At 55.6% G+C, this 24349-nt stretch carries 24 protein-coding genes and 2 pseudogenes; 21 read left to right on the forward strand and 5 right to left on the reverse strand.

Features of this window, described 5'->3' with window-relative positions; genetic code table 11:
• Positions 1-46 precede the first annotated feature (46 nt).
• The 9 genes and pseudogenes from ACQ86N_RS30860 (at position 47) to ACQ86N_RS30900 (ending at position 7933) form a co-directional block, all read left to right on the forward strand.
• The gene (locus ACQ86N_RS30860) at positions 47-607 is read left to right on the forward strand and encodes an HD domain-containing protein (protein WP_431210390.1); all 561 of its coding nucleotides are present in this window, start codon (positions 47-49) and stop codon (positions 605-607) included.
• A gap of 176 nt (positions 608-783) precedes the next feature.
• Positions 784-1127: pseudogene (locus ACQ86N_RS30865) on the forward strand (response regulator transcription factor).
• A gap of 19 nt (positions 1128-1146) precedes the next feature.
• Positions 1147-1413 carry a winged helix-turn-helix domain-containing protein gene (locus tag ACQ86N_RS30870; protein ID WP_431217668.1) on the forward strand — a complete coding sequence of 89 codons (267 nt, stop codon included), beginning with the start codon at positions 1147-1149 and terminating at the stop codon, positions 1411-1413.
• Positions 1414-1415: 2 nt separating this feature from the next.
• Positions 1416-2726, forward strand: coding sequence for a sensor histidine kinase (locus ACQ86N_RS30875; RefSeq protein ID WP_431210391.1), 1311 nt, complete (start codon positions 1416-1418; stop codon positions 2724-2726).
• Positions 2723-3217 carry a hypothetical protein gene (locus tag ACQ86N_RS30880; protein ID WP_431210392.1) on the forward strand — a complete coding sequence of 165 codons (495 nt, stop codon included), beginning with the start codon at positions 2723-2725 and terminating at the stop codon, positions 3215-3217. Before ACQ86N_RS30875 ends, ACQ86N_RS30880 begins: the two co-directional genes overlap by 4 nt.
• 323 nt (positions 3218-3540) lie before the next feature.
• Complete coding sequence (locus tag ACQ86N_RS30885) at positions 3541-3963, forward strand: TolC family protein (RefSeq protein ID WP_431217669.1); 423 nt, start codon at positions 3541-3543, stop codon at positions 3961-3963.
• Between the two features lie 2 nt (positions 3964-3965).
• Positions 3966-4349 (forward strand): hypothetical protein, encoded by a 384-nt coding sequence (locus ACQ86N_RS30890; RefSeq protein ID WP_431210393.1) that lies wholly within the window; start codon positions 3966-3968, stop codon positions 4347-4349.
• A complete protein-coding gene (locus ACQ86N_RS30895) occupies positions 4346-4888 on the forward strand; it encodes an HlyD family efflux transporter periplasmic adaptor subunit (RefSeq protein WP_431217670.1) in 543 nt (180 codons plus the stop codon). Before ACQ86N_RS30890 ends, ACQ86N_RS30895 begins: the two co-directional genes overlap by 4 nt.
• Before the next feature lie 3 nt (positions 4889-4891).
• Positions 4892-7933: an efflux RND transporter permease subunit gene (locus tag ACQ86N_RS30900; protein WP_431210394.1), complete on the forward strand. Its 3042-nt coding sequence runs from the start codon at positions 4892-4894 to the stop codon at positions 7931-7933.
• Between the two features lie 80 nt (positions 7934-8013).
• On the opposite strand, the gene ACQ86N_RS30905 is transcribed toward ACQ86N_RS30900, so the two are convergent.
• Positions 8014-8373: a hypothetical protein gene (locus tag ACQ86N_RS30905; protein ID WP_431210395.1), complete on the reverse strand. Its 360-nt coding sequence runs from the start codon at positions 8371-8373 to the stop codon at positions 8014-8016.
• 15 nt (positions 8374-8388) lie between these two features.
• Between ACQ86N_RS30905 and ACQ86N_RS30910 the strand changes: the two are divergent.
• Positions 8389-9366: pseudogene (locus tag ACQ86N_RS30910) on the forward strand (PQQ-binding-like beta-propeller repeat protein); the annotation flags it as partial.
• Positions 9367-9442: 76 nt separating this feature from the next.
• Here ACQ86N_RS30910 and ACQ86N_RS30915 read toward each other — a convergent pair.
• Positions 9443-10435 carry a YncE family protein gene (locus ACQ86N_RS30915; protein WP_431210396.1) on the reverse strand — a complete coding sequence of 331 codons (993 nt, stop codon included), beginning with the start codon at positions 10433-10435 and terminating at the stop codon, positions 9443-9445.
• 289 nt (positions 10436-10724) lie between these two features.
• Here ACQ86N_RS30915 and ACQ86N_RS30920 point away from each other — a divergent pair, with 289 nt between their 5' ends.
• From ACQ86N_RS30920 to ACQ86N_RS30935, 4 genes are all read left to right on the forward strand, one after another.
• Entirely contained in the window at positions 10725-10955 is a 231-nt protein-coding gene (locus ACQ86N_RS30920; RefSeq protein ID WP_431210397.1) for a hypothetical protein, read from the forward strand.
• Positions 10946-11782, forward strand: a complete 837-nt coding sequence (locus ACQ86N_RS30925; protein WP_431210398.1) for a TonB-dependent receptor plug domain-containing protein — start codon at positions 10946-10948, stop codon at positions 11780-11782. The genes ACQ86N_RS30920 and ACQ86N_RS30925 overlap by 10 nt, the downstream gene beginning before the upstream one ends.
• A gap of 140 nt (positions 11783-11922) precedes the next feature.
• Positions 11923-13509 (forward strand): TonB-dependent receptor domain-containing protein, encoded by a 1587-nt coding sequence (locus tag ACQ86N_RS30930; RefSeq protein WP_431210399.1) that lies wholly within the window; start codon positions 11923-11925, stop codon positions 13507-13509.
• 11 nt (positions 13510-13520) lie between these two features.
• Positions 13521-14912 (forward strand): hypothetical protein, encoded by a 1392-nt coding sequence (locus ACQ86N_RS30935; RefSeq protein ID WP_431210400.1) that lies wholly within the window; start codon positions 13521-13523, stop codon positions 14910-14912.
• A gap of 146 nt (positions 14913-15058) precedes the next feature.
• Here ACQ86N_RS30935 and ACQ86N_RS30940 read toward each other — a convergent pair whose 3' ends face one another.
• Positions 15059-15646, reverse strand: coding sequence for a DUF6252 family protein (locus tag ACQ86N_RS30940; RefSeq protein ID WP_431210401.1), 588 nt, complete (start codon positions 15644-15646; stop codon positions 15059-15061).
• Positions 15647-15908: 262 nt separating this feature from the next.
• Between ACQ86N_RS30940 and ACQ86N_RS30945 the strand changes: the two genes are divergently transcribed.
• From ACQ86N_RS30945 to ACQ86N_RS30975, 7 genes are all read left to right on the forward strand, one after another.
• Entirely contained in the window at positions 15909-16199 is a 291-nt protein-coding gene (locus ACQ86N_RS30945; RefSeq protein ID WP_431210402.1) for a hypothetical protein, read from the forward strand.
• Between the two features lie 43 nt (positions 16200-16242).
• Positions 16243-17343 carry a TonB-dependent receptor plug domain-containing protein gene (locus tag ACQ86N_RS30950; protein WP_431210403.1) on the forward strand — a complete coding sequence of 367 codons (1101 nt, stop codon included), beginning with the start codon at positions 16243-16245 and terminating at the stop codon, positions 17341-17343.
• Positions 17306-18730 (forward strand): TonB-dependent receptor domain-containing protein, encoded by a 1425-nt coding sequence (locus ACQ86N_RS30955; protein ID WP_431217671.1) that lies wholly within the window; start codon positions 17306-17308, stop codon positions 18728-18730. The genes ACQ86N_RS30950 and ACQ86N_RS30955 overlap by 38 nt, the downstream gene beginning before the upstream one ends.
• Before the next feature lie 190 nt (positions 18731-18920).
• Positions 18921-19535 (forward strand): hypothetical protein, encoded by a 615-nt coding sequence (locus ACQ86N_RS30960; RefSeq protein ID WP_431210404.1) that lies wholly within the window; start codon positions 18921-18923, stop codon positions 19533-19535.
• A gap of 23 nt (positions 19536-19558) precedes the next feature.
• Positions 19559-20101: a hypothetical protein gene (locus tag ACQ86N_RS30965; RefSeq protein WP_431210405.1), complete on the forward strand. Its 543-nt coding sequence runs from the start codon at positions 19559-19561 to the stop codon at positions 20099-20101.
• A 509-nt stretch (positions 20102-20610) separates the two neighbouring features.
• Positions 20611-20997, forward strand: coding sequence for a response regulator (locus tag ACQ86N_RS30970; protein ID WP_431210406.1), 387 nt, complete (start codon positions 20611-20613; stop codon positions 20995-20997).
• Positions 20998-21424: 427 nt separating this feature from the next.
• Positions 21425-22192: a class I SAM-dependent methyltransferase gene (locus ACQ86N_RS30975; RefSeq protein WP_431210407.1), complete on the forward strand. Its 768-nt coding sequence runs from the start codon at positions 21425-21427 to the stop codon at positions 22190-22192.
• Positions 22193-22314: 122 nt separating this feature from the next.
• Here ACQ86N_RS30975 and ACQ86N_RS30980 read toward each other — a convergent pair whose 3' ends face one another.
• Together ACQ86N_RS30980 and ACQ86N_RS30985 are read right to left on the reverse strand one after the other, a co-directional pair.
• The gene (locus tag ACQ86N_RS30980; protein WP_431210408.1) at positions 22315-22611 is read right to left on the reverse strand and encodes an outer membrane beta-barrel protein; all 297 of its coding nucleotides are present in this window, start codon (positions 22609-22611) and stop codon (positions 22315-22317) included.
• Positions 22612-22823: 212 nt separating this feature from the next.
• Positions 22824-24284 carry an outer membrane beta-barrel protein gene (locus ACQ86N_RS30985; RefSeq protein ID WP_431210409.1) on the reverse strand — a complete coding sequence of 487 codons (1461 nt, stop codon included), beginning with the start codon at positions 24282-24284 and terminating at the stop codon, positions 22824-22826.
• Positions 24285-24349 lie beyond the last annotated feature (65 nt).

The raw sequence follows: 24349 nt of genomic DNA on the forward strand, positions 1-24349 counted from the left end.
CAGAATTTCCACCGAAATTACACAGACAAAGCACTACAGAAAGGACATGAACTACAATAAATACACCAAAGACACCGCAGCCCACATCAAGGACCTCTTCTCCCAACACCCCGAAAAACAATTCCCCTACCACAACCAGGAACACACCATCCTCACCGTCCTCCACGCCCGCGAGATAGCCCAATACTACGCCCTCGACGACGAGAATAACTTCATCGTCACAGTAGCTGCCTGGTTCCACGACATCGGCCACCTCTTCGCCCCCCTCGAAAAACACGAAGAAAAAGGCGCGGAGATCATGACCGAATACTTCACCGCCAACAGCCTCCCGGAACACCTGATACCCACAATCGCCGGCTGCATCCTCGCCACCAAATTCCCCTCCCACCCCGGCACCCTCAACGAACAGATCCTCTGCGACGCCGACACCTACCACTTCGGCACCACCTACTTCCGCCAGACCGACAACGCCGTCCGCCAGGAATTCGAACTCCGCACGGGAAAATCCTTCCCCGACTGGCACAAAAAGACGATCGCCCTCCTCCGCCTCCACCAGCTCTCTTCACCGACTACTGCCAGCAACTCCTCAACCCCGGCAAACAACTAAACATCCTCTGGCTCCAGTCCCTCCCGGACTAACCCACCCAACACCCCTGAAAATGCAGCCCCCCGGAAGGCGGCCGCCCAATCCTACAGAATTCCTCCAGATTAGGGTAGTTATTTTACCCAAAAACCACAATGAAGATACTCATCGTCGAAGACGAGCACGAGCTGATGAAAAGCATGGTGACCTATCTTAAGAGCGAGAACTTCATCGTCGAAGAAGCCCCCGACTACCAAACCGCCCGCCAAAAAGTCGAAATGTTCAACTACGACTGCATCCTTCTCGACGTATCCCTCCCCGACGGCGACGGCCTCTCCTCCTCCAGGAACTAAAAGCTAATAAAAAGACCGACGGCGTCATCGTCATATCCGCCAAAAATTCCATCGGCGACCGCATCCAGGGCCTCAACCTCGGCGCCGACGACTACCTCACCAAACCCTTCCACCTCTCCGAACTCAACGCCCGCATCCTCGCCGTCATCCGCCGCCGCCAGCTTCCAGGGCCAGCAGGTACTCGTATTTAACGAACTCACCATCGACCTCATCGCCAAGACCGTCTTCGTCAGCGACAAAACCCTCGAACTCACCCGTAAAGAATACGACCTCCTCCTCTACCTCGCCTACAACAAGAACCGCGTCATCTCCAAGAACGCCATCGCCGAACACCTCTCCGGCGATGAAGCCGAGATCTTCACCAACTACGACTTCATCTACTCCCATATGAAAAATCTGAAAAAGAAACTCCAGCTCGCCGGCTGCAAAGAATACATCCGCTCGGTCTACGGCATGGGCTACAAATTCGACGTCTGACCATGCGCCTCAACAACAAGACCATACGGAACTACCTCTTCTATTCCTCCATCATCTCCCTGCTGACCATCCCCGTCTTCTACCTCGTCGTCAGAAAAGTACTCCTCCATTCCGTAGACAGCTCGCTAAAATCCCAACTGCATGAGATCCGCGGAAACCTCGACGCCATTCATACCAGCGACGAGCTCCGGGCCTGGACAAAAATGGACAAGGACATTAACCTCTCTCCCACCGACCGCGCCGAAAAAGACAAAATAATCAGCACGACACACTACAGCGTCAAACACCGCGAGGAAGAACCCTTCCGCGAAATGTCCGGCACGGTCAGCGTAGGCGGACAACAATACAAGCTCACCGTCAGCGCCAGCCTCGTCGAGAATGAAGACCTCCTGATCAGCATACTCATGGTCCAGATCGGCGTCCTCCTCGTCCTCATCGGCGGAATGCTCTGGATCAACCAGAAAATATCCCGCCGCCTCTGGCAGCCCTTCTATATCGCCCTCAGGAACATGCAATCCTTCGAACTCAACAAACAGACCGACCTGCCGTTCAAATCCAGTACCACCGACGAATTTAACGAACTCAACAAAGCCATCAACAACCTCTTCAGCCGAAGCACCCAGCTTTACCAGCACCAAAAGGAATTTACCGAGAACGCCTCCCATGAAATGCAAACACCGCTCGCCATCTTCCAGAGCAAGCTCGAACTCCTCATGCAAACCTCCCCGCTCTCCGAAGAACAGGCCGGACTCATCAACGCCCTCGACGAGACCAACAATCGCCTCATCAAACTCAACAAATCCCTCCTGCTCCTCACCAGGATCGAGAACAACCAGTACCAGACCACAGAGACCGTATCCATCAAAAACCTCTGCCTCAAACTCACCCGCCAGCTCTCCGCCTACGCGGAGAACAAAAACACCACCATCCATACCCGCTTCAACGAAGACATCGGCATCGACGTCAACAACACCCTCATAGAGATCCTCGTCGGCAACCTCCTCACCAACGCCATCCGCTACAACCGCGATAACGGCGAAGTCACCGTCACCACCGAATCCAACTCTCTGACTATCGGCAACACCGGCGCCCCCACCGCCCTCGACCCCAGCCGCATCTTCGACCGCTTCCACAAACAGAACGGCACCGAAGACAGCACCGGCCTCGGCCTCGCCATCGTCAAAAATATATGTGCACTATACAATTATAACATTAACTATAGCTTCACCGACGACAGGCACTTCTTCACCGTCATCTTCAGAATAACCCCAGAATCTTCCTCTACCTTTACAGCCAATTATCACCACCAATGAAGATTCCGCTTCTTATACTTATACTTTTCCCATCATATATATACGCCCAAACCCGCGACCTGTCGTTCTACCTCGATCAGGCCAAAACAAACAGCCCCCTCCTAAAAGACTACCAAAACCAGATGCTCTCCCTCGGCCTCGACAGCCAGATGATCCGCGCATCCTACCGCCCACAGGTCACCGGCCTCAGCAACGACCTCTACGCCCCCACCCTCAACAGCGGCTGGGGCTATGACAACGCCGTCACCAACGGCGGACAACTCTCCGCCCAGGTCCAGGCCTCCAAATCCATCGTCAGCCGCAACAACCTCGCAACCCAATACCAGGCGATCTCACTGGACAGGAACAGCATCGGCAACACTGCCGCCATCGCCGGACGCGACCTCAAAAAGACCGTCACCGCACAATATATTCTCGCCTACGGCGACCTCACTACCGTCAACTTCAACAGAGAAAGCCTCGACCTCTTAAAAAAGAAGAGACCATACTGAAAAGCCTCACAGAGACCAACGTATACAAACAGGCCGACTACCTCACATTCTACGTCACCCTCCAGCAGCAACAGCTGCTGTTCCGACAGACCGAGATCCAATTCAGGAACGACCTCAACACCCTCAACTACCTCTGCGGCATCGTCGATACCGGCGAATCGGCTCTCCCCGACCCGGGCATCACCCTGGCGATCGTACCCGACGCCTACAACTCGGAATTCTACCGGCAGTTCACCATCGACAGCCTCAAAAACCTCAACCAGCGCTCCGTCATCAACTATAGCTACAAACCGAAACTCAACGTATTCGCAGACGCAGGCTACCTGTCCAGTCTCCAGTATCAGGCACAAAAGAACTTCGGCACCAGCGTCGGCCTGAACCTCAGCATCCCCATCTACGACGGCAAACAAAAACGACTCAAATTCCAGAAACTCGATATCGCCGAAAGAACCCGCACCGACTACCGCGACTTCTACCTTCGCCAGTACAATCAGCAGATTGCCACCCTCACCCAGCAGCTCCGCGCCACCGAATCGCTCATCGAAGAGATCAGGGGCCAGATCAAATACTCCAATACCCTCATCGACGTCAACGGCAAACTCCTCGAGACCGGCGCCATCCGCATCACCGACCTCGTCATCGCCATCAACACCTGGCTCAACGCAAGAAACCTTCTTAACCAGAATTATATAAATCGCCTCCAGATCATCAATCAGATCAACTACTGGGAAACACAAGCACAATAAACATGAAAAGATACCTCTTCATACTCCTCGTCCTCACCGCCTGCAACCACGGCGCCGAAAAGGCCGGCCCCGCACCCGAAGACTCCGCAGCTGCCGGGACGAAAACTCCCGTAACAACCACATCCGTAGCAGTCAGCGACCTCTCCGACTCCATCGAACTGAACGCTACCTCCTCCTATCTCCAAAGCAGCTACGTCCGGTCTATTGCAACCGGCTATATAAAATCCGTCGACATAAAACCCGGTGAGTTCATCAATAAGGGAGCCTCCATGTTCACCATCGAGACCAAAGAATCCATGGTCATCGGCAACTCGATCTCCAAACTCGACAGCTCCTTCAAATTCACCGGCATGAGCACCGCCAAAGCCCCCTGTCCGGCTATATAACCCAACTCAACCACCAGACCGGCGACTACGTCCAGGACGGCGAACAGCTCGCCGTGATCAGCGACATCAACAGCTTCGTCTTCCTCCTCAACCTTCCCTACGAACTGCGCCCCTACGTCCTCAATAAAAGAAACGTCGACCTCGCCCTTCCCGACGGACAGCGGCTAAAAGGCTATATCAGCCAGGTCATGCCCACAGTCGACTCCGCCTCCCAGACCCAGCCCGTCGTGATCCGGGTCAATTCCCAAACCCCCATCCCGCAGAACGTCATCGCAAAGGTCATCATCATAAAAAGCCTCAAACCCCACGCGCAGACCGTTCCCAAATCTGCGGTACTCTCCGACGAAGCGCAGACCGACTTCTGGGTCATGAAAATGATCGACTCGGCCACCGCCGTCAAAATCCCCATCAAAAAAGGACTCGAACAGAACAATACCATCGAGATCCTCGACCCCGTCTTCGAGAAGACCGACCAGATCCTCGTCACCGGCAACTACGGACTGCCCGATACCGCCAAAGTCATCGTTGAAAAACCGTAACGCATGAAAAATTTCTTCGTCTCCTATAAGAGCCCTATCGGCGCGCTCCTGTTCATCGTCCTGCTCGGCGGACTGTTCGTCTACGGCCGGATGAAGACCTCCCTGTTCCCAGAGATCACCTTCCCCAAAATAAAGATCATCGCCGACGCCGGCCTCCAGCCCGTCGACAAGATGATGGTCACCGTTACCAAGCCCCTGGAAGCCGCTATCAAACAGGTTCCCGACCTCCAGACCATCCGCAGCACCACCAGCCGCGGCACCTGCGAGATCTCCGCCTATATGGACTGGAGCGCCAATATCGACCTCGCCCAGCAGCGCATCGAGTCGAAGATCGCCGAGGTCAGCAACAACCTCCCCGCCGGCGTGCAGATCACCGTCGCCAAAATGAACCCGGCCATCCTCCCCGTCCTCGGCTATTCGCTCGAGACCAGCAACAATATCCCCGCCATCGATATCAAGCAAATCGCCCTCTATACCGTCAAACCCTTCCTCTCCCAGGTACAGGGCGTATCCGAAGTCCGTATCATCGGCGGCAAACAAAAAGAATACTGGCTCACCCTCGATATGCAAAAAATGAGCACCCTCGGCATCACCCCCGACATGCTCACCACTACCCTCGCCCAGACCAACTTCATCCGCAGCAACGGCTACCTCTCCGACTACCACCTGCTCTACCTCACCGTCACCGACGCCACCGTCAAAACCCTCGACCAGCTGAAAGACCTCATCGTCAGCAACAACGGCAAACGCATCGTCCACCTGCAGGAAATAGCCAACGTCTCCATCCAGGAAGCCGTCGAATACACCCGGATCAACGCCAACGGAAAGGAAAACCTCCTCGTCGCCGTCATCAAACAACCCAACTACAACCTGATCGACCTCTCCACCCGGATGGAACAGAAGATCGCCGAATTGCAGAAGATCCTCCCAAAAGGCGTCAGGCTCAAACCCTACTACGTTCAGGCCGACTTCGTCAACGACTCGGTAAAGAGCGTCACAGACAGCCTCTGGATCGGCCTCGGCCTCGCCATCCTCGTCGCCATCGTTTTCCTGCGCAGCCTCAAAGCCAGCGCTACCATCCTCATCACCATACCCATCACCATCTGCCTCGCGCTGATCGCCATCTACGCCTTCGGATACACGTTCAATATTATGACCCTCGGCGCCATCGCCGCGTCCATCGGCCTTATCATCGACGACGCCATCGTAGTCGTCGAACAGATCCAGCGAACCCACGAAGAACACCCCGAGGAACCCTCGAGGCTGCTCGTCCAAAAGGCCATCCGCTATCTCCTGCCCGCCATGGTCGGCTCCTCACTGAGTACCATCGTCATCTTCATCCCCTTCGAATTGATGAGCGGCGTCGCCGGCGCCTACTTCAAGGTCCTGACCAATACCATGATCATCACCCTCGTCAGCTCCTTCCTCGTGACATGGATCGGCCTGCCCGTCATCTACCTCCTGCTTAGCCCCGAAAGAAGAAAAAGCCTCAACAAAAAACAACCCAAAGGCCACGACGTCCGCCAACAAAAATGGGTCGGCTTCTTCATCCACAAACCCTACTTCAGCATCGCCATCATCCTCGGCCTCGCCTCGGCGATATACCTCATCCTCCCCAAACTCGAGACCGGCTTCCTCCCCGAAATGGACGAAGGCAGCATCGTACTGGACTATAACTCACCCCCAGGCACCTCCCTCCAGGAGACCGACCGCATGCTCCAGCAAATAGAAAAGCTCATTACCGCAACGCCCGAAGTCGCCAGCTACTCCCGCCGTACCGGCACCGAAATGGGCTTCTTCATCACCGAACCCAACAGAGGCGACTACCTGATCAACCTGAAGAAGCAACGAACCCGCAGCACCGACGACGTCATCGCCGACCTCCGCAAACAGATCGAGTCCTCGCAACCCGCCCTCCGCGTCGACTTCGGCCAGGTCATCGGCGACATGCTCGGCGACCTCATGACATCGGTACAACCCGTACAGATAAAAATATTCGGCAACGACGCAAAAACCCTGCAACAGATCTCCAAACAAGTCGCCGACAGCATCAGAAAAGTAGACGGTACCGCCGACGTCTTCGACGGCATCGTCATTGCCGGCCCATCTGTCACCGTCGAACCCGACTACAACCGCCTCGCCCAGTACGGCCTCACCCCCGCCGGCCTCCAGACCCAGCTGCAAACCCGGCTGGAAGGCAATATCGTTGGGTCCATCCCGGAAAGAGAACAGCTCACCAATATCCGCATGGTCTACCCCAACAGCCGCACCGCCTCCGTCAGCGATATCCAAAACCTCGAAGTCTTCCTCCCCTCCGGAAAACTCAAACCCATCACCCAGCTGGCCGACGTAAAAGTCAACCTCGGCGACGCCGAGATCAATAGGGAGAATCTACAGTCCATGGGAGAAATCACCGCCCGCCTCGAGAACCGCGACCTCGGCAGCACCATGAAAGACATTCAGCAAACCATCAGTAAAAATATCGTCCTCCCCCAGGGCTACCACATCGAATACGGAGGCTCCTACGCCGAACAGCAGCAATCCTTCAAAGAACTCCTGACCATCCTCATCACCGCCAGCCTGCTCGTCTTTTCGGTAATCCTCTTCCTGTTCCGCGACCTCCGCGTCGCCCTGCTCATCATCGTACTCGCCGTCCTCGGCATCTCCGGCAGCTATATCGCACTCTACCTCACCCAGACACCCCTCAACGTCGGCAGCTACACCGGCCTGATCATGATCGTCGGTATCATTGGTGAAAATGCCATCTTCACCTTCCTCCAGTTCCGCGAATCCCTGCAGACAAAAAGCATCGACGACTCCATCGTCTACTCCATCTCCACCCGCCTCCGGCCCAAGCTCATGACAGCCCTCGGCGCCATCATCGCCCTCCTGCCCCTCGCCCTCGGCATCGGCACCGGCGCCCAGCTCCACCAGCCCCTGGCCATCGCCGTCATAGGCGGCTTCATTGCAGCCCTTCCCATCCTCCTCATCGTCCTTCCCTCGATGCTGCGGATACTCTACCGAAAAAATCCGAATAATTCATAGTATCTTGGCGGGACTAAACCTTCTTTTTTTATGAAGTCCCGCCATTTCCTCCTATCCCTATGCATCCTATCCTCCCTTACCTACCTGTCCTGTAAAAAAGATCCCGGAACCCCACCCCCCGTCATCCACCTCGACAGCCTGAAGTCCATCGACTCCCTAAGCCTCTTGAGATCCGACAGCACGGCATTCAAAGTGGGCGATGTCGTCATCACGCTCTCCGGCGACTCCATCTTCGTCAGCCTGCCGCCCTTTACCGATACCACCAGCCTGATTCCGGTGATCACATACAAAGGGAAGACCATTTCACCCCTCAGCAACACCAGACTGAACTTCTCCTCCCCCGTCACCTTCACGGTCATGGCCGGGGACGGTAGCAAAAGACTTACACCGTCTCCGTCTCCACGCGCGGAGTCGTATACTTCGGCAACTCGGACCACCATTTTTATGCGGTCGACGCAGTACTCGGCAAATTGATATGGAAGGATTCCGCGGGCGATTTCTCCTATTCCGATCCGACACTGGTCAACGGAACCATCTACGCCGGAAATATCGACTACAATATGTACGCTATCGACGCAAAAACAGGCGCAATAAAATGGACCTTCCCCACCGACTTCACCATCGAGTCTCCGCCAATCATAGCCAACGGGATCGTCTATTTCGGCAACGACAATTACCATTTTTACGCCGTCGACGCCGCCACCGGCCAGCTCAAATGGCAGTTCAATACCGGCCACAACATCAGTACCAAACCCCTCGTGTCCAACGGCATCGTCTATTTCGGCAGCGACGACACCAACATTTACGCGCTCGACGCCGCCTCGGGAACACAAAGATGGAAATACTATACCGGCAACCTGTTCAACGCCTCCAGCCCCGCCTTCGACAACGGAACCCTCTACATCGGCAACCGGGATGGCTATATCTTTGCCCTTGACGCCGCAACAGGAACTCTAAAATGGAAATACTTCGACGGCGGCGTCTCCCTCGAACAATCCAGCGCCACCGTGTCCAACGGAATAGTCTACATCGGAGGATGGTACAACATATCGAACTTTAAAATAGCCGGAAGCCTCTACGCCGTCGACGCGTCCACAGGCCTCCTGAAATGGCAGGCGCTCGACAGCCTCGGCATCGGCTCCAACCCCGCCGTCGGAGCAGACAAACTCTATATCACCTGCGACGACAACTATCTCTATGCCGTAGACCTGGCGACCCACAAACCCGCCTGGAAATACCTGATCTATGCCAACGGCGCCTCGCCCGCCATCAGCGGCTCCACCGTCTACTGCGGAGGCGGCGGCGCCCGCAACTTCTTCGCATTCGATACCGGCACAGGCTCGCCAAAATGGACATTCCAGCTTCCCCCCGGCAACTACCTCCCTTTGATGACATCTACACCCGTCATCTCAGGCAAAACAACCCTCCGGTAAACCACCCCACAACACCAATACAAAAGGGTCAGACGAACTGACCCCTTTTTCCGCTATTGACTATAGAACGTAACAACTACTGCTGCTTATAAACATACACCGTGAACGTCCCCGGCACTGCCGTCCTCGTCCCCGGCATAAACTCCGGCGCACTGAAATAGATTTTCTTCGTCTTCTTGTCAAAAGCCATCGTCTTCGCACGCGGCGCCGTGGCGATAGTCTGCACCACCGTATACTTGTCCGCCGACTCCTGCCGGATCACCGTAGCCGTCGCATCCCCGTTGGACGCAAAGATCAATTTATCAGCCGCGTCATAGATCACCGCGTCTACTCCCGCTCCGATAGGTACCGTCGCAATTACCTTTCCACTCGACGCATCCACCACGCTCATCCCCTTATTCGCCCGGCATACCGTAAATAGCCGCTGGTTCGCCGCATCATAAGCGATCCCCGTCGGCTGCCCGCAGGGCGCCAGCGGCCAGGTAGACATCACAGAAAGCCCGCGGGTGTCGATCACCTTCAAAACATTGAGGTCCTCGATATTATTATACAACAACCCTTTCCCGTCAGAGACAGCAAACTCGGGCCCGCCACCCAGATCGATCGTCTTCACCAGCTCCAGCGAATGAATATCGATCACACAGCTGCTCTTGCTGTCGCCATTGAATACAAAAACTTTCTTCGAAGCAGGATCATACACAATAGCATCCTCATCCGAAGCCGGCAGCTTGATCGTCTTGACGACCTTCAGCGTACCCGGGTCCACCACAACAACCGCATCTCCTTTGCCATCGCTGATAAAACCCTTGTTCACCTCGTTGACGATCGCGATCCCATGCACGCCCTTCATCCCATCGATGACGGCAACCAGCTTCTCCGTCGCCAGATCCACCACATTGAATGCCGTACCATGCGATATAAAAAGATGATTGTTCGCCTCGTCGATCGCCATATAATCATACCCGCCGTCACCCGGCACCGCTATCTTCTTGTCCAAAACATACTGCTGCGCACTAACAGGCTGCGAGGCCACGATCAACGCTATCAACCCCGGTAATACAAACTTCATGGTTTTTATTTTAGTCGGCTAAGATGCGAACAAATACTGAGGTAAATCTGGATATACAAAAACTTTACACTGCATACCGGTTCTCTACAGAATTGCATCAAGCCGCCCCCCAGGTCGGCTTTTTCAGGCCCCCAATCTATATACACCCGCATTCTGAACCAATCCTGGAGCGATTCTGTAAACCACGTTAAATAAAAATTAGCGAATGTTTACCAAATCGCTAAATACTCCCCGACCGCACAATCCCGTCATTTTTTTCCCAACTTTTGCCACCTCAACTTAACTACCTATGCTCTCCAAAGCTAACCAGGCAAGGCTTTCACTAAGCCTTCTCTTCACTCTATTCTCATTCATCAGTCAGGCCCAGACCCTGCGCGGCGTCGTCCTCGACGCCAAAACAGGCGAACCCATGAGCGGCGCCACCGTCCTCATCAGACCCAGCAACCTCCGGCAATACGTCCAGCTCGACGGCTACTTCACCTTCAAAACCTCCCGGCCGGCGACTACGACATGGAAATAACCTTCGCCAACTACAAAAAACACGCTGAACACATCAGCCTCGAGAAAACACAACAGCCGCTCCGTATCGTCATGGAACCCTCGATCGTCGAACTCTCCGCAGTCACCATCTCCGGCGGCGGCGAAACCGACCACAACACCCGCAGCCTCGAAAAACACTCCAACCGGCTGGTCAATATCGTTTCTGCCAGAGCAATGCAGCTCTCACCCGACATCACCGTCGCCAACGTCCTGCAGCGCATCGGCGGCGTCACCATCGAACGCAACAACTCCGGTGAAGGCCGCTACCCCATCATCCGCGGGATGGAAAAGCGATACATCAACACCCTCGTCAACGGCATCAAGATCCCCAGCCCCGACGACAAGAACCGCTTCGTCCCCCTCGACCCTTTCTCCTCCGAGATCCTCGAAAGACTCGAGGTCAGCAAAAGCCTCACCCCCTCCATGGAAGGCGACGCCATCGGCGGAACGATCAACCTCGTCATGAAGGACGCACCCTCCACCAAGCTGCTCCAGGTCAACGCCTCCGGTGGATACAACAATATCTTCGACAAACAGGACTACCTCAATTTCAATAGCGGCAGCATCAGCAAGTCCTCGCCCGCCGAGATCCACGGCAGCGACTACCACGCAGTCCCCGCCGACTTCCAGGTCAACTCCCTCAACTATTCGAAAAAAGCACGCCCATCAACACCGCCTTCGGCCTCACCGCCGGCAACCGCTTCGGGAAGAACAAGCAGCCGGGCGTACTCTTTTCCGGCAGCTACCAGAACATTTTCAGCGGGACCCAATCGACCTTCCTGCTGCCCAACGCCCAGCCCGGACTAAATAACCAGCCACAGTTCGTCGACCTCTACTACCGCCGGTATTCTACCGACAACCAACGCCTCGGCCTCACCGGCAAACTCGACTACCACTTCGGCAACAACAACAAGATCGCCCTGACCAATACCTATGTCCGGCTCAATATGTTCCAGACCCGCCAGTCCTATGACACGATAGCCCTCAACTCACTGGTCGACGAGTCCTATCGCACCACCTGGCAATACCAGTCCATCAACAGCACCAGCCTCCAGGGCCTCCACCAGTTGGGACAAGACTGGACCATCGATTGGACCGGCGCATATTCCGTCGCTTCCAACCATATTCCCGACCAGGCCATCTTCACACACGAATACCCCGTCCTGGTCGACCCCGCCACCAAGACCGTCACCCGCGGAACCCCCGACATCCTCCGCGACATGACCCGCAACTGGGAACACAACACCGACAAAGACTGGGCAGGCTATCTCAACGTTACCAAACTGACCCGGCTCATCCGTCGCCCACTGGAGGTCAAAGCCGGCGGCATGTTCAGGGACAAAAAACGCGACAACTTCTACAATGCTTATTCCCTCGGACCCCAGCTCCCGACAGGTGCTACAACGGAACTATTTAGCAATATCAACGCCGCGCAATTCACCTTCAAGAGCGGCAACGACCAGCCCTCCCTCAACGGCCTCAACTATACTTTTACGGAAGACATCTCCGCCGGCTACGTCGAGGGCAAATGGAAGGTGCTCGAAAAACTCGAACTCCTCGGCGGTCTTCGTATCGAACACACCGAACAAAAATTCAATACCGAGCTCACCCCCGACAACTACGGCCGCTCCGGAAAGATCTGGTACAACGACTGGCTGCCCAGCGGCCAGGCCAAATATGACCTGACAGCCCGCCAGTCCTTCCGACTCTCCTACTACCGCGCCATCGCCCGACCCCAGTTCGCCGAGCTGATACACGAAGGCCCCGACAACTTCGAGACCTTCAAACAGGTGGGTAACCCCGACCTGAAACACTCCATATCCGACAACCTCGACCTTCGCTACGAATTCCTGCCCGGTAAGGCCGACCAAATCCTCCTCGGCGTATTCTACAAACATATCCAGGACCCCATCGAACTTACCGCCTACAAGTCCGGCGTCACCGCCCAGCAGCCGACACCGAAGAACATCGGCAACGCAACCAACTACGGAGCAGAACTGGTATTCACCAAATTCTTCGGAACCTTCGGCATATCGGCCAACTACACCTATACCCACTCGCGAGTCACCAACGACAGCATGCTCTATACCTACCGCGACGACCAGGGCAGACAGTTCTCCAAATACATTCCGGAAACCCGCCCCCTCCAGGGCCAGTCCAACCATTTTGGCAACCTGTCCCTGCTATACAAAAGTGCAAAATACGGCCTCGACGCGCAGATCGCCTTCACCTACACCGGCGAACGCATCTCCCTGGTAAGCCCATACGCCGGCCTCCACTACTGGCAGCAGCCCTACGCCGGACTGGACGCCTCCTTCGAGAAACGCATCTTCAAAGGATTCAGCTTCTACGGCAAACTGACCAACCTGACCAACACCCCGACGACCAGCAGCCTCCACGTCCCGTATAACACCTACCTGACGGGCAGCGGCGCAAGAGCCCTCTCCATTCAGAGCGACCCGGCCCACAAACTCATCGTTCAAAAGGACTTCGTCAGGTCATCATTCTTATTCGGTTTCCGCTACAAACTCTAACAACAACTACCATGAAAAAATATTTCTTCCTCACCATCAGCATCATCGCAGTAGCCTTCATCAGCTCCTGCAAAAAGACGGAGAACAGAGACATCTGGAAGGCCGTCATCGTTCCCGCCTCACCCGTCAGCGACGCCGCTCCCCTCTCGGGCACCATCAAGGGAACCATGCTCGCAGGCAAAACCTATACCATCGGCGGCGACGTCATCATCAACGAAGGCGACACCCTGATCGTACAAGACGGCGTCACCGTCAACATCACCGGTAAATTCGGTATCGCGGTGAAAGGCAGCCTCATCTGCATCGGTACAAAAGACCACCCGAACCGCTTTACCTTCCCTGGTATCACAAAGACCGATACCTACGGCGCAGACCCCAACGCCGACCCTGCCTTCTCCGGAAAATGGATCGGCATCATGGGCGGCGTCAACTCACCCATGCTGATCGTAAAATGGACGCACATAGAATTCGGCGGCGCTGCCATCCCCTCCTCCAGCCCGCTCGCCCAGATCAACAAAAGCCCCTATCCCATCTTCTTCCAGAATCCCGGCGGCATCTTCGTCCTCGAAGATTCATGGATATATGGTAGCACCGACGACCCCTTCCGCGTCCTCGGCGGAAAGATCGCCGTGTTCCGCAATACTTTCGAAAAATGCGGCTACACCGGCGGAGAAGCTATGAACGCCAAAGCCGGCACCATCGGCAACTTCGCCTACAACGTCTGCATCGGCATGGCCACCAACGGCCCCAAACTGTCCAACTCCGGCGCGGCAGTGGGCGTACCCGGCTCCAACGTCCGCATGTACAATAACACCATCCTCAACTGCGGCTACAGAAGAGCGGCAGCAGGACGCGGCGGCTCCATCAACTTCGAGGAAGGCGCAGGCGGCATGGCCTACAACAACATCATCGTTAACTGCAAATTCGGCCTCCGCGTCGTCCAGAACCCCATCGCCGACACCGCCAACCTCCGCTACGGCTACAACTGGACCTACGCAGACTCACCCTCCGTCGCCAACAACATCTACCCCTCGATGGCCGTCAGCGTCTGCATCACGCAGGCAATGCCCACCGACATACCTAATCCCTCCTCGTTCCTGCCCGCAGGCTGGAAACCGGGCGATACCTACACTGCTCCCTCTGCCGTCCCCGGTACCAACAACCCCCAGTTCATCAGCGGCCCTATACCCATGCCCGCAGGCCTGAAACTCGCAGACATCTCTACCGTCGGCGCCTATAACTTCCGGCTGAAGACAGAGTCACCCTGTATCGGCAAAGGCTACACCGGCTTCGCACCACGCACCGACGTACCCGTCGACCCCATCCGCGGAGCCACCGAGATCACGCCCCCCGGACGCGACCTCGGCGCCTATCAGTTCGACGGCACCGGCAATCAACACTAAATAAGCAGCAATGCAACTATTCATCAGCATCTTCCTTCTTACCCTCTCCCTCCTGGCAAAAAGCCGAGGAGGCCATATTCATCGCCAAACCCTATCTCAACATCGGCCGCGCCGCCCTCCCCTAACTCCGGCTTCACAACCCTGCGTCACCTGTGTCGTCTGAACACATAAGGAATATTATTAAACACTCCATTACTCACAACCAGCGAATCTACCTTCAGACTCGTGGAATCAATGGTAAGCACACGCGCCGTAAAATTAAAAGTCCCCGTCACCTTCCTCCCGACAGAATCATCAGCACTCACCGTCGCCTGCCCGCTATAAGCCGTCCCCACATGCTGCCACACCGAATCCCCACGGAAAGCCAGCTTGTCCGCAGCATACGCAAAACCCGCCGCGGTACGCCATCCGCCTACCAGATACTGTCCCACGTCGATACTGCTGTCCGCAGCCCTCACAGAACTCGTATCCAGCAGACTCACCGTAATAAATTTGTCTTTTGAAAAACCCGTGATCGTAAGCACCTTCTCCCAGTCATGGTCGCCCTGCACAAGCACGGCCGACACCGAGTCGGCCGTCCAGGCCGTCCCCGCAATAGAGGCGGAAAATACGCCGGTCGTATCAGCAGCCGACGTTGGATTCGCTAGTGGCCCCGTCTTCCGGCAGGCAGTTGTCAATAGCAACGAGAGTCCGGACAATAGGAATACCGGCAAAAGAATAGCTCCTTTGTACATAAAGTTCACAGTTTGATAATGGGAAATATTGTGTCTATTCAAGGATACGCAAGATCATTGCAGTTGGTTGCCGGCCCCCGCGCAGCGATCAACCCACCCACCCGGTCCGGCCACCCACCCACCAATTCTAAAGAGATTTTGGGGGAATCGTGATATAATTATTATCCTACAATTACTTAATTGCTAACTAACTACCGAATAGCAAATTATTCGGTCGCATTCCTTAAAACTTTGCAAAAATTAAATCAAAGCTTTTATGCGAATGAGACAACGACAGCCCCTTTACAGGAACGTCTTTCTTTCCTTCTTGCTGATCTTTCTTTACACTTCGGCATCATCCCAAACCATAAAGGGCAAAGTATACGACCCCGCCACGTCAGAACCACTGGTCGGCGCAAACGTCATGCTCGCCCACACCCATTTCGTCTCCGTCGTACAACTCGACGGCAGCTTCATCTTCCGCCACGTCCCCCGGCAAATACGAGATCGTAGCCTCTACCATCGGCTACGCACCCTCCGCACCGCAGACTGTCGAAGTCTCCGGAAAAAATGACACCAGAATAGTCGGGATCGCACTCATCTCCAAAGCCACCTTCATGCAGGAAGTGCAGGTATCCTCCCTCGCTGGCGGCGACCGCGGGTCACGCCGCCTCGAACAGCGAGCCGACATGGTACAAAATATCCTCGGAGCCCGCGCCATCGAAATATCTCCCGACATCACCGTCGCCAACGCCCTCCAGCGCGTCAGCGGCGTCGTCATCCAGCGCGACAACACCGGCGAAGGCCGCTACGCCATCATCCGCGGCATGGAACAGCGCTACAACAACACCCTCGTCAACGGCATCAAGATCCCAAGCCCCGACGACAAATTCCGCTTCGTCCCCATGGACATCTTCCCCTCCGACATGGTCGAGCGCCTCGAAGTCATCAAGGCCCTCACCCCCAATATGGAAGGCGACGCCATCGGCGGAACCATGAACCTCGTGATGAAAAATGCACCGGACCGCTTCGTCTTCACAGCCAACGCAGCCGGCGGCTACAACACCATCTTCGCCAACCAGCCCTTTACCTCCTTCTCACACAGCGGGATTCCCAAACAGTCCCCCGCCGAGATCCACGGCAACAGCTACGCCGCCAACCCCTACACCGACCTTCCCACAAGCCAGTTCAACTATAGCTCCTCCCACCCGATCAACAGCCAGCTCGGCTTCACCATCGGCGACCGCTTCGCGCAAAAGAAATTAGGCGTGATCCTCTCCGCCAGCTACCAGAACATGTACAAGGGCTCTACCTGGGAACGCCTCGTACCCGACGCCCAGCCCTATACACAGCCCGCCGCCAACACGCCGTCCTTCTCCGACGCCTACGTCCGCCAATACAGCACCCAGACCAGCAGACTCGGCATCCAGAACAAGATCGACTACGTCTTCAACGCCAACAACAGGATCTCCCTGTTCAATCTCTTCCTCCACCAGGTCGACAACGAAATGCGCTATACCCCCGACACCACCGTCGGCCTCAACTCCTCCGCAAGCCAGGCACAGCTGCAGATCGAGAACCGCAGTACATGGACGATCCAGAACATCTACAACGCTACCCTCCACGGCGAGCACCAGCTCGAGCAACAAGGTCAAATTCGACTGGAACGGCGTCTACTCCATCGCCAAAAAAGAGACCCCCGACCAGAGCTGGTATAATTTCGACGCCACCGTAAAAAAATCCGGCGGAAAAATTACCGGGATCGACTCCACGGTCAAACAGGATAAAGGACTCATGACCGCCATCTGGCAGCACAACAAAGACCAGGACCTCGCCGGCTACGCCAACCTCACCTACACTCCCCACCTCTTCGGTCAGGACGTAGAATTCGAGACCGGCGGCCTCTATCGCTACAAGACCCGCGACAACTACTACAACAAATACGACCCACAGTCCGATACCACCGGAGCCTTCCACACCATCGGCGCAACGCCCCGATACTTCACCCCGGCCGACTACGCCACGGGCAATATCACCGCCGTCAACGCCAATTCCTATACCGCCCACGAAAAGATCGCGGCAGGATATATCCAGGCCAAATTCATGCTTGCCGGCGCCCTCCAGGTACTGGGCGGCGTACGCGTCGAGAACACCCAGCAGGACTACACCACCGTAATGCCCGAGACCTTCACCGGCGCCTTCGGCAGCATCCACTACACCGACGTCCTGCCCAGCGTACACCTCAAATACCTGATCAGACACAACCAGAACCTCCGGCTCTCCTATTTCAAATCCGTCAGCCGCCCCGGCTTCGGCGAGGTAGTACCCTTCTCCCTCTCCACCGGCGAACAGTTCACCGAACTCGGCAACCCCTACCTCAAACACGTTCGCGCCGACAATATCGACCTTCGCTACGAGCTGTTCCCGCACATTGCCGACCAGATCCTCATCGGCGCGTTCTACAAACAGCTGCAGAACCCCATCGAATACTTCGTTGTTCGCGACGCCAGCCCCAGCGCGCTCTATGTAAAACCCCAGAACGCCAACAAAGCGACCAACTTCGGCGCCGAAGCTGTCATCACCAAATACTTCGGAAAATTCGGCTTCTCCGCCAACTATACCTATACACACTCGCGGATCACGACGCCCAAACTGGTGTATGAATACACCGCGGGCACAGGCAACCAGACCGTCTCCACCAGCCAGAGCCGTCCCCTCCAGGGCCAGGCCGACCACATCGGCAACCTCTCGCTGCTCTACAAAGACCCCGTCTTCGGCCTCGACGTCCAGCTCGCCCTCTCCTACATCGGCAACCGCGTGGTGCAGGTATCACAGTACTATAACCTCGATATCTGGCAGAAACCCATCCAGCAGCTGGACCTCTCGCTCGAAAAACGCATCGTCCGCAGACTGGCCTTCTACGCCAAGATCAACAACCTCACCAACTCGAAACCCAAACAATACATAAAGATCCCGTACAGCGTCGTCAACGGCAACTTCAACGGCTACTCGATCCCCTTCCAGGACGCCGGCAGCAACTACACGGTCGTTCAAAGGGACACCTACCAGCTCAACTTCCTGGCAGGCTTCAGGTATAAATTCTAATTAGCAAAAACAGAAAAAAAGAATATGCGCCTAAATAAAAGATTCATCGTTCCCATTCTCATCCTCCTCACCGCAGCAGGCTGTAAAAAATGGTCGGACGACAAGATAAATATCCACCAGTACGTAGCAGCGCCGCCGCCGGACAGCATCAAGCTCCACCACCCCGCTCTGCGGCTCCATCAAGGGCACCATGCTCGCCGGCAAGACCTACACCCTCGGCTGCGACATCAACATCCCCAAAGGAGACACGCTCATCGTCCAGCAAGGCGTAACCATCTACGCCACCAACAGCGCCGGCATCGTCGTTCACGGCACCCTCATCAGCCTCGGCACCAAAGCACAGCCCAATACCTTCACCGTACAGGGCGTGACAAAGAACAACACTCCCGGCCTTCCCCTTTCCAAAGACTCCGCCCATATCGGGCTCTGGAGAGGCATCATGTGCGATACCTCCTGCCCGATGCTCGTCCTGAAATGGACCCATATCGACTTCGCCGGCGCCTCCTACGGCAACGTGGACGGTCCCGCAGTCGAAGAGACAGCAGGCACCTCCTTCGACATCCTCTTCCAAAACCCCAACGGCATATTCGTCATGGAAGACTGCTGGCTGTACGGCGGCACCGACGACGCCGTCCGCATCTCCAACGGCAGGATCCACCTCTTCCGCAACACCTTCGAAAAATGCGGCGGCTCCGGCGGAGACATCCTCAACTGTAAAGGCGGCACCACCGGCACCATGGGCTACAACTTCTTTATCGGAACAGCCTACAACGGCCAGAAAGCCTCCAACAAAGGCGAGGTGTAGGCGCCCCCCAGACCAATATCGTCATGTACAACAGCACCTTCGTCAACGGCGGCGTCCAGATCGTCGCGGGCGCACGCGCCGGCGGCATCAACTTCGAACAGGGCGCAAGAGGCGCTTTCTACAACAACGCCTTCATCAACTGCCGCGTCGGCTACCGCGTCGTCAACAACCCCGTCGCCGACACCGCCAACCTCACCTACGGCAACAACTACCAGTGGGCCGACTCCCTCGTCATCGCCAACCAGTTCTTCACCTTCGGCGGCGTCTGTACCAAACCACAGCCCACCGACATCCCCAACCCGTCCCTCTACCTCCCTGCTAACTTCTACTACCCCAACCCGCCGGCCAACGCCTACGACGGCACGCCGGTAGTACAATACGCCAACCCGATGTTCGTCAACTACCCCCTGCCCGTACCCGGAGGCCTGCCCCTGTTCTCTATCACCGCGATAGGCAACTACGACTTCCACCTCCAACCCAAATCCCCCTCATCGGCAAAGGCAACACCTCCGTCGCCCCCTTCGTCACCGTCCCCATCGACCCCGTCTACGGCGCGTCGGAAGTGACACCCCCCGGCGTCGACCTCGGCTGCTACCAGATCAACGGCACCGGCAACCAGCACTAAAAAAAGGCCCGCTACATCGTAGCGGGCCTTCAATCAATTCTCTACCGGCGGCCTCCGGCCGGCCCACCCTCGCATCATCAGTCGTCACCTTCCCCCTGATCACTCCACCCCCAACCCCCTGGACTCTACCCGTCACCCCCAGAGCCACCCCTCTCCAACTGAGCTCTTCCAAAAAAAGAAATCATCGAAAACAGAAGTACAAGGACCGGCAGTTTCATAAAATAACTCGTTTGGTCCCGTAAAAATGTCCTTTAATAACGGAGACCCACTCCCCGGAAGAGAGAAATAAGCAAGCGATAATTTTCAGATAACTATATGATAACAATCGGATTACAAAATCAGAAAACCATCAATATGTCTTCAGATTGATCCCAGTTTTTACTCAGTATTTAGTTTGGCATGAGTTTAGCGCCTTTTTGCTTAAACAAATTTTCCTAACGCGCCTGCCTGATGCAAAACCCCAAAATAATTCTTGTCGACGACGACCCCGACCACCTGCTAGTCTGTAAACTCATCTTCGAAAGACGAAATTTCCAGGTCCACACACTCCCTGGCTTCAATACCCTCGACGACATGATCGGCCAAATCAAAGAACTCGAGCCCCACCTCATCTTCATGGACCACGACATGCCCGGCGTAAAAGGCGACGACGCCATCAAAGCACTCAAATCTTCCCCCGAAACGAACCATATTCCCGTCATCTATTTCTCCGGCACCCACGACATCGAAGAACTCGCACGCCTCGCCGGCGCCGACGCCTACATCCAAAAACCCTTCCTCATCGAAAGCCTCGTGGCCCTCGCGCACAAATACAACCTCACCGCACCAAAACTCTAATACAAACCCAGTATTCTTTTTCCTTTCTCTGAGGTAAATAATATAAATACCGATTGCACGTTTTATATTCGTCTTACGAAGCCCGATGGTCGGCCGCGATACTGACCCGGCAGCCCGCGTAAAAACACGCTGGTCCGCACCCTATGGACATGGACCCGCAGGCAGCCATCAGCATCCGCCACGAACACGTCAAACAAGCTGTTCAAATGAGCCATATACATTCAATATAAGATTCATTTGATCCGTGTCCGAAGTACCCCCTGGGCGACCCTTGCCAGTAAGTAAATTAACTGAGACACCAACACGCAGGTGAGAGCCTCCGGAATCAACTCCCGGAGGCTTTGTTTTTTGCACACATTCTAACTCACCGTCCTATTCTGGCACACAAATGGCAAATAAATCTTATTCTTAAAAAAATCGCTTGCCCATGAGCTTACTAAAATCCATACTCCCAGCAGAAATCTATCAAATCGTTCGAAAGACCTACCAGCGCCTCAGACTCAAACGCATCGGCTCAGACGACCAGTACAGCGACATGAGCCACAGCAAGATCTTCTCCGAGATCTACGACAACGGCCTCTGGTCCCACGGCAAAGAAGCCAACTACCTCCCCGCAGGCGCAAAATACTACTCCGGCTCAGGCTCTTACAACCGGTCCAGCGCCGAATACATCCGCCTCGTCACCGACTATATCAGAGCGCACAACATCACCACCATCACCGATATCGGCTGCGGCGACTTTAACATCGGCCGCCAGATCTGCGAGCAAAACCCATCCCTCTCCTACAATGGAATAGACGTCGTCCCTTCTCTCATCCAGTACAACAACGATACCTTCGCCTCCGAAAAAATTCACTTCTTCTGCCTCGATACCCTCCACCAGAAAATACCCCGCGCCGATCTATTATTGATCCGTCAGGTCTTACAACACCTATCCAACACCGATATAATAACGCTTACCAGCAACTGTTTTCCTGGCTTCCCCCACATCCTCATCACCGAACACCAGCCAAAACCGCAATACCTCATCCGCGAGAACATCGAAAAAGCATCCGGCCCCAACACCCGCGTCGGCTCCTTCACCGGCTCCGGCGTCTACCTCGACAAATCCCCCTTCCACTACCGCTGGCAGCGACTCCTTTCCATCGAAGACGACAACCCGCACACACAGATCAACACCTACAAGATTCTCTAGTTTCCCGTACCGTCCCCTTCTTCTTCTCTAATTTCCCGCCCTCCCCCTTTCCTCTTCCGATCCCGACCTCGCCCCATTCCGCGTCACTCTCCCCCTTCCCCACCGGTACGCCACCCCCAAACTCACAAACCGCGTATAAAAACTGCCCCCATATACTGACGAAACCCCGGATAGGAATCCCTCGACCATATAACCTCGCTCTGAAAAATATTATGCGCATTCAGCGTAACACTACCCCTTCCCTTCCACAATGACCGCCTCACCGCGAGATTCACCAGATAATAACTCCCATACTCCGAACCCACAAACCTCCGCTTCGACTCATACTCTCCCCCTATCTCCCAAGACCAGCGATCATCCAGCCGCAGACTATTGTTCATCGTCCATTCCACCGATACCAGGCCACGCCCCGACAGCAACCCTCCCTCCGAAAAAAATTCTCATACACCGATACCGTATTATCCATACTCCACCAACCCGTCACCCGACCCGTATACGCCAGATCGGCATTCCACGACCGCGCATTTATATTAGTTGGACGCCTCGTGATCGTCATCCCCCCCGAATCCAGATACGGCAGCGTCCGCAGCTATAATCCCGGTCATCATCCACTCCAACAGTCAGGGATATCCTATTCTTCCACGACCATCCCAGCTCCCCATGCCAGGTCAGCTGCGGACGCAGATAAGGATTCCCCTGGAAAAAGAGTTGCCGACAAAGGTCTCCTGAGAGGGATCATCTCGGAATAATCCGGCTTCTCCGTCCTCCTCCCCAACCGCGACACCACCGAGTTCGAACTATCCACCTTATATCCCGCAAACAGACTCGGAAACAACTGAAAATAATCCCGAGTCAATTTCTCCTCACCCACACGGTCTCCAATACCTGTCCTCCACCACTCCACTCTCACTCCCCCTTGTATTTCCAACCTCCCCGCACTCCGATATACCTGACCATACAACGCATCTACTTTCTCATCATTCTGCACCGTATCCTCCACATCCACCCCCACCCTGCTGGACTTCCATCCCGCCTCCATCCTCCCCCAACTCCAGGGCCTCACATAATCCGCCTGCGCCGAAAAAATACGCACCCGCCTCCGTAAAGAAAACACCCCGTCATCGTCCCCGGTCACGCGACCACTCGTATCATACACCACCCCCGATTCTCCTGCACCAGCCGGCTGAAGAACGCCGAATAGTCCAGGTCCACAGTCAACGCGCCTCCCTTCCCACCCAGCTGTTGCGCCCACTTGCAGCGTGCTCATATAATTCGACGGCCGGTCCCTGTCCCGACTCACAAAATCCTCGTGATTGACCACCGCCCCCTTCCTGTCCACCACCGAACCGATCTCGTCCCCCGCCTCCCCAAAACCCGCCATTCCCGACAGACTGAGCGTGGTCTTCGGCGACAGATACCAGTCGATCCCCGCCGAAGGCCGGTCCGTTCGCCTCGTCGCCACACGCCGGTTGTCCGACACCTGCTGATTCATATCCAGCAGCTCACTCGTCGCCCGCTGCCCGAATAAAGTCTTACTATAATTGTAGCCATCCCCGAACGAAATATTAACCCGTTCATTCTTATAACTCCCGGTCACACCCCCGCTGTATCCCGGAAAATACCCCGCCACCCAACTCCCGTTCACATTCCCGTTGAACCTCTCCGCCGAATTCTTCTTGCGCACGATATTGATGATCCCCGCAGTCCCCGTCGCGCCATACCGCGCAGGCGGATTCGTCATGATCTCGATCCGCAGCACCACCGAAGCCCCCATCCCGTTCAACAGCGCAGCCAGATCCTCCGACGACAGAAACGTCGGCTTCCCATCCAGATATACCTGCACTCCCGGCTTCCCATTCAGCGAAACCTCCCCCTCGGGACTCACCTGTACCCCCGGCAACCCCCGCAGCGTCTCCAACACCGTTTCCCCCGAAGCGCTCAATTTCTGATCGACATTGATAACAGTCTTGTCCAGCCGCCGTTCGACCAGCGGCTTCCTCCCCGTAACGGTAACGGCAGCCAGACTGTCCTTCTTCTGCCCCCGCACACACAGAGACACAAACACCAGCAATACAACAACTATTTTTCGCATGCCCAATATTCGGGCAAACCACGTCCCGAAATTTCCCAACTCGTCCAACCCACCCCCAAAATCGA

It is taken from the genome of Puia sp. P3, assembly GCF_050632245.1.
In the GTDB taxonomy this organism is placed as follows: Bacteria; Bacteroidota; Bacteroidia; order Chitinophagales; family Chitinophagaceae; genus Puia.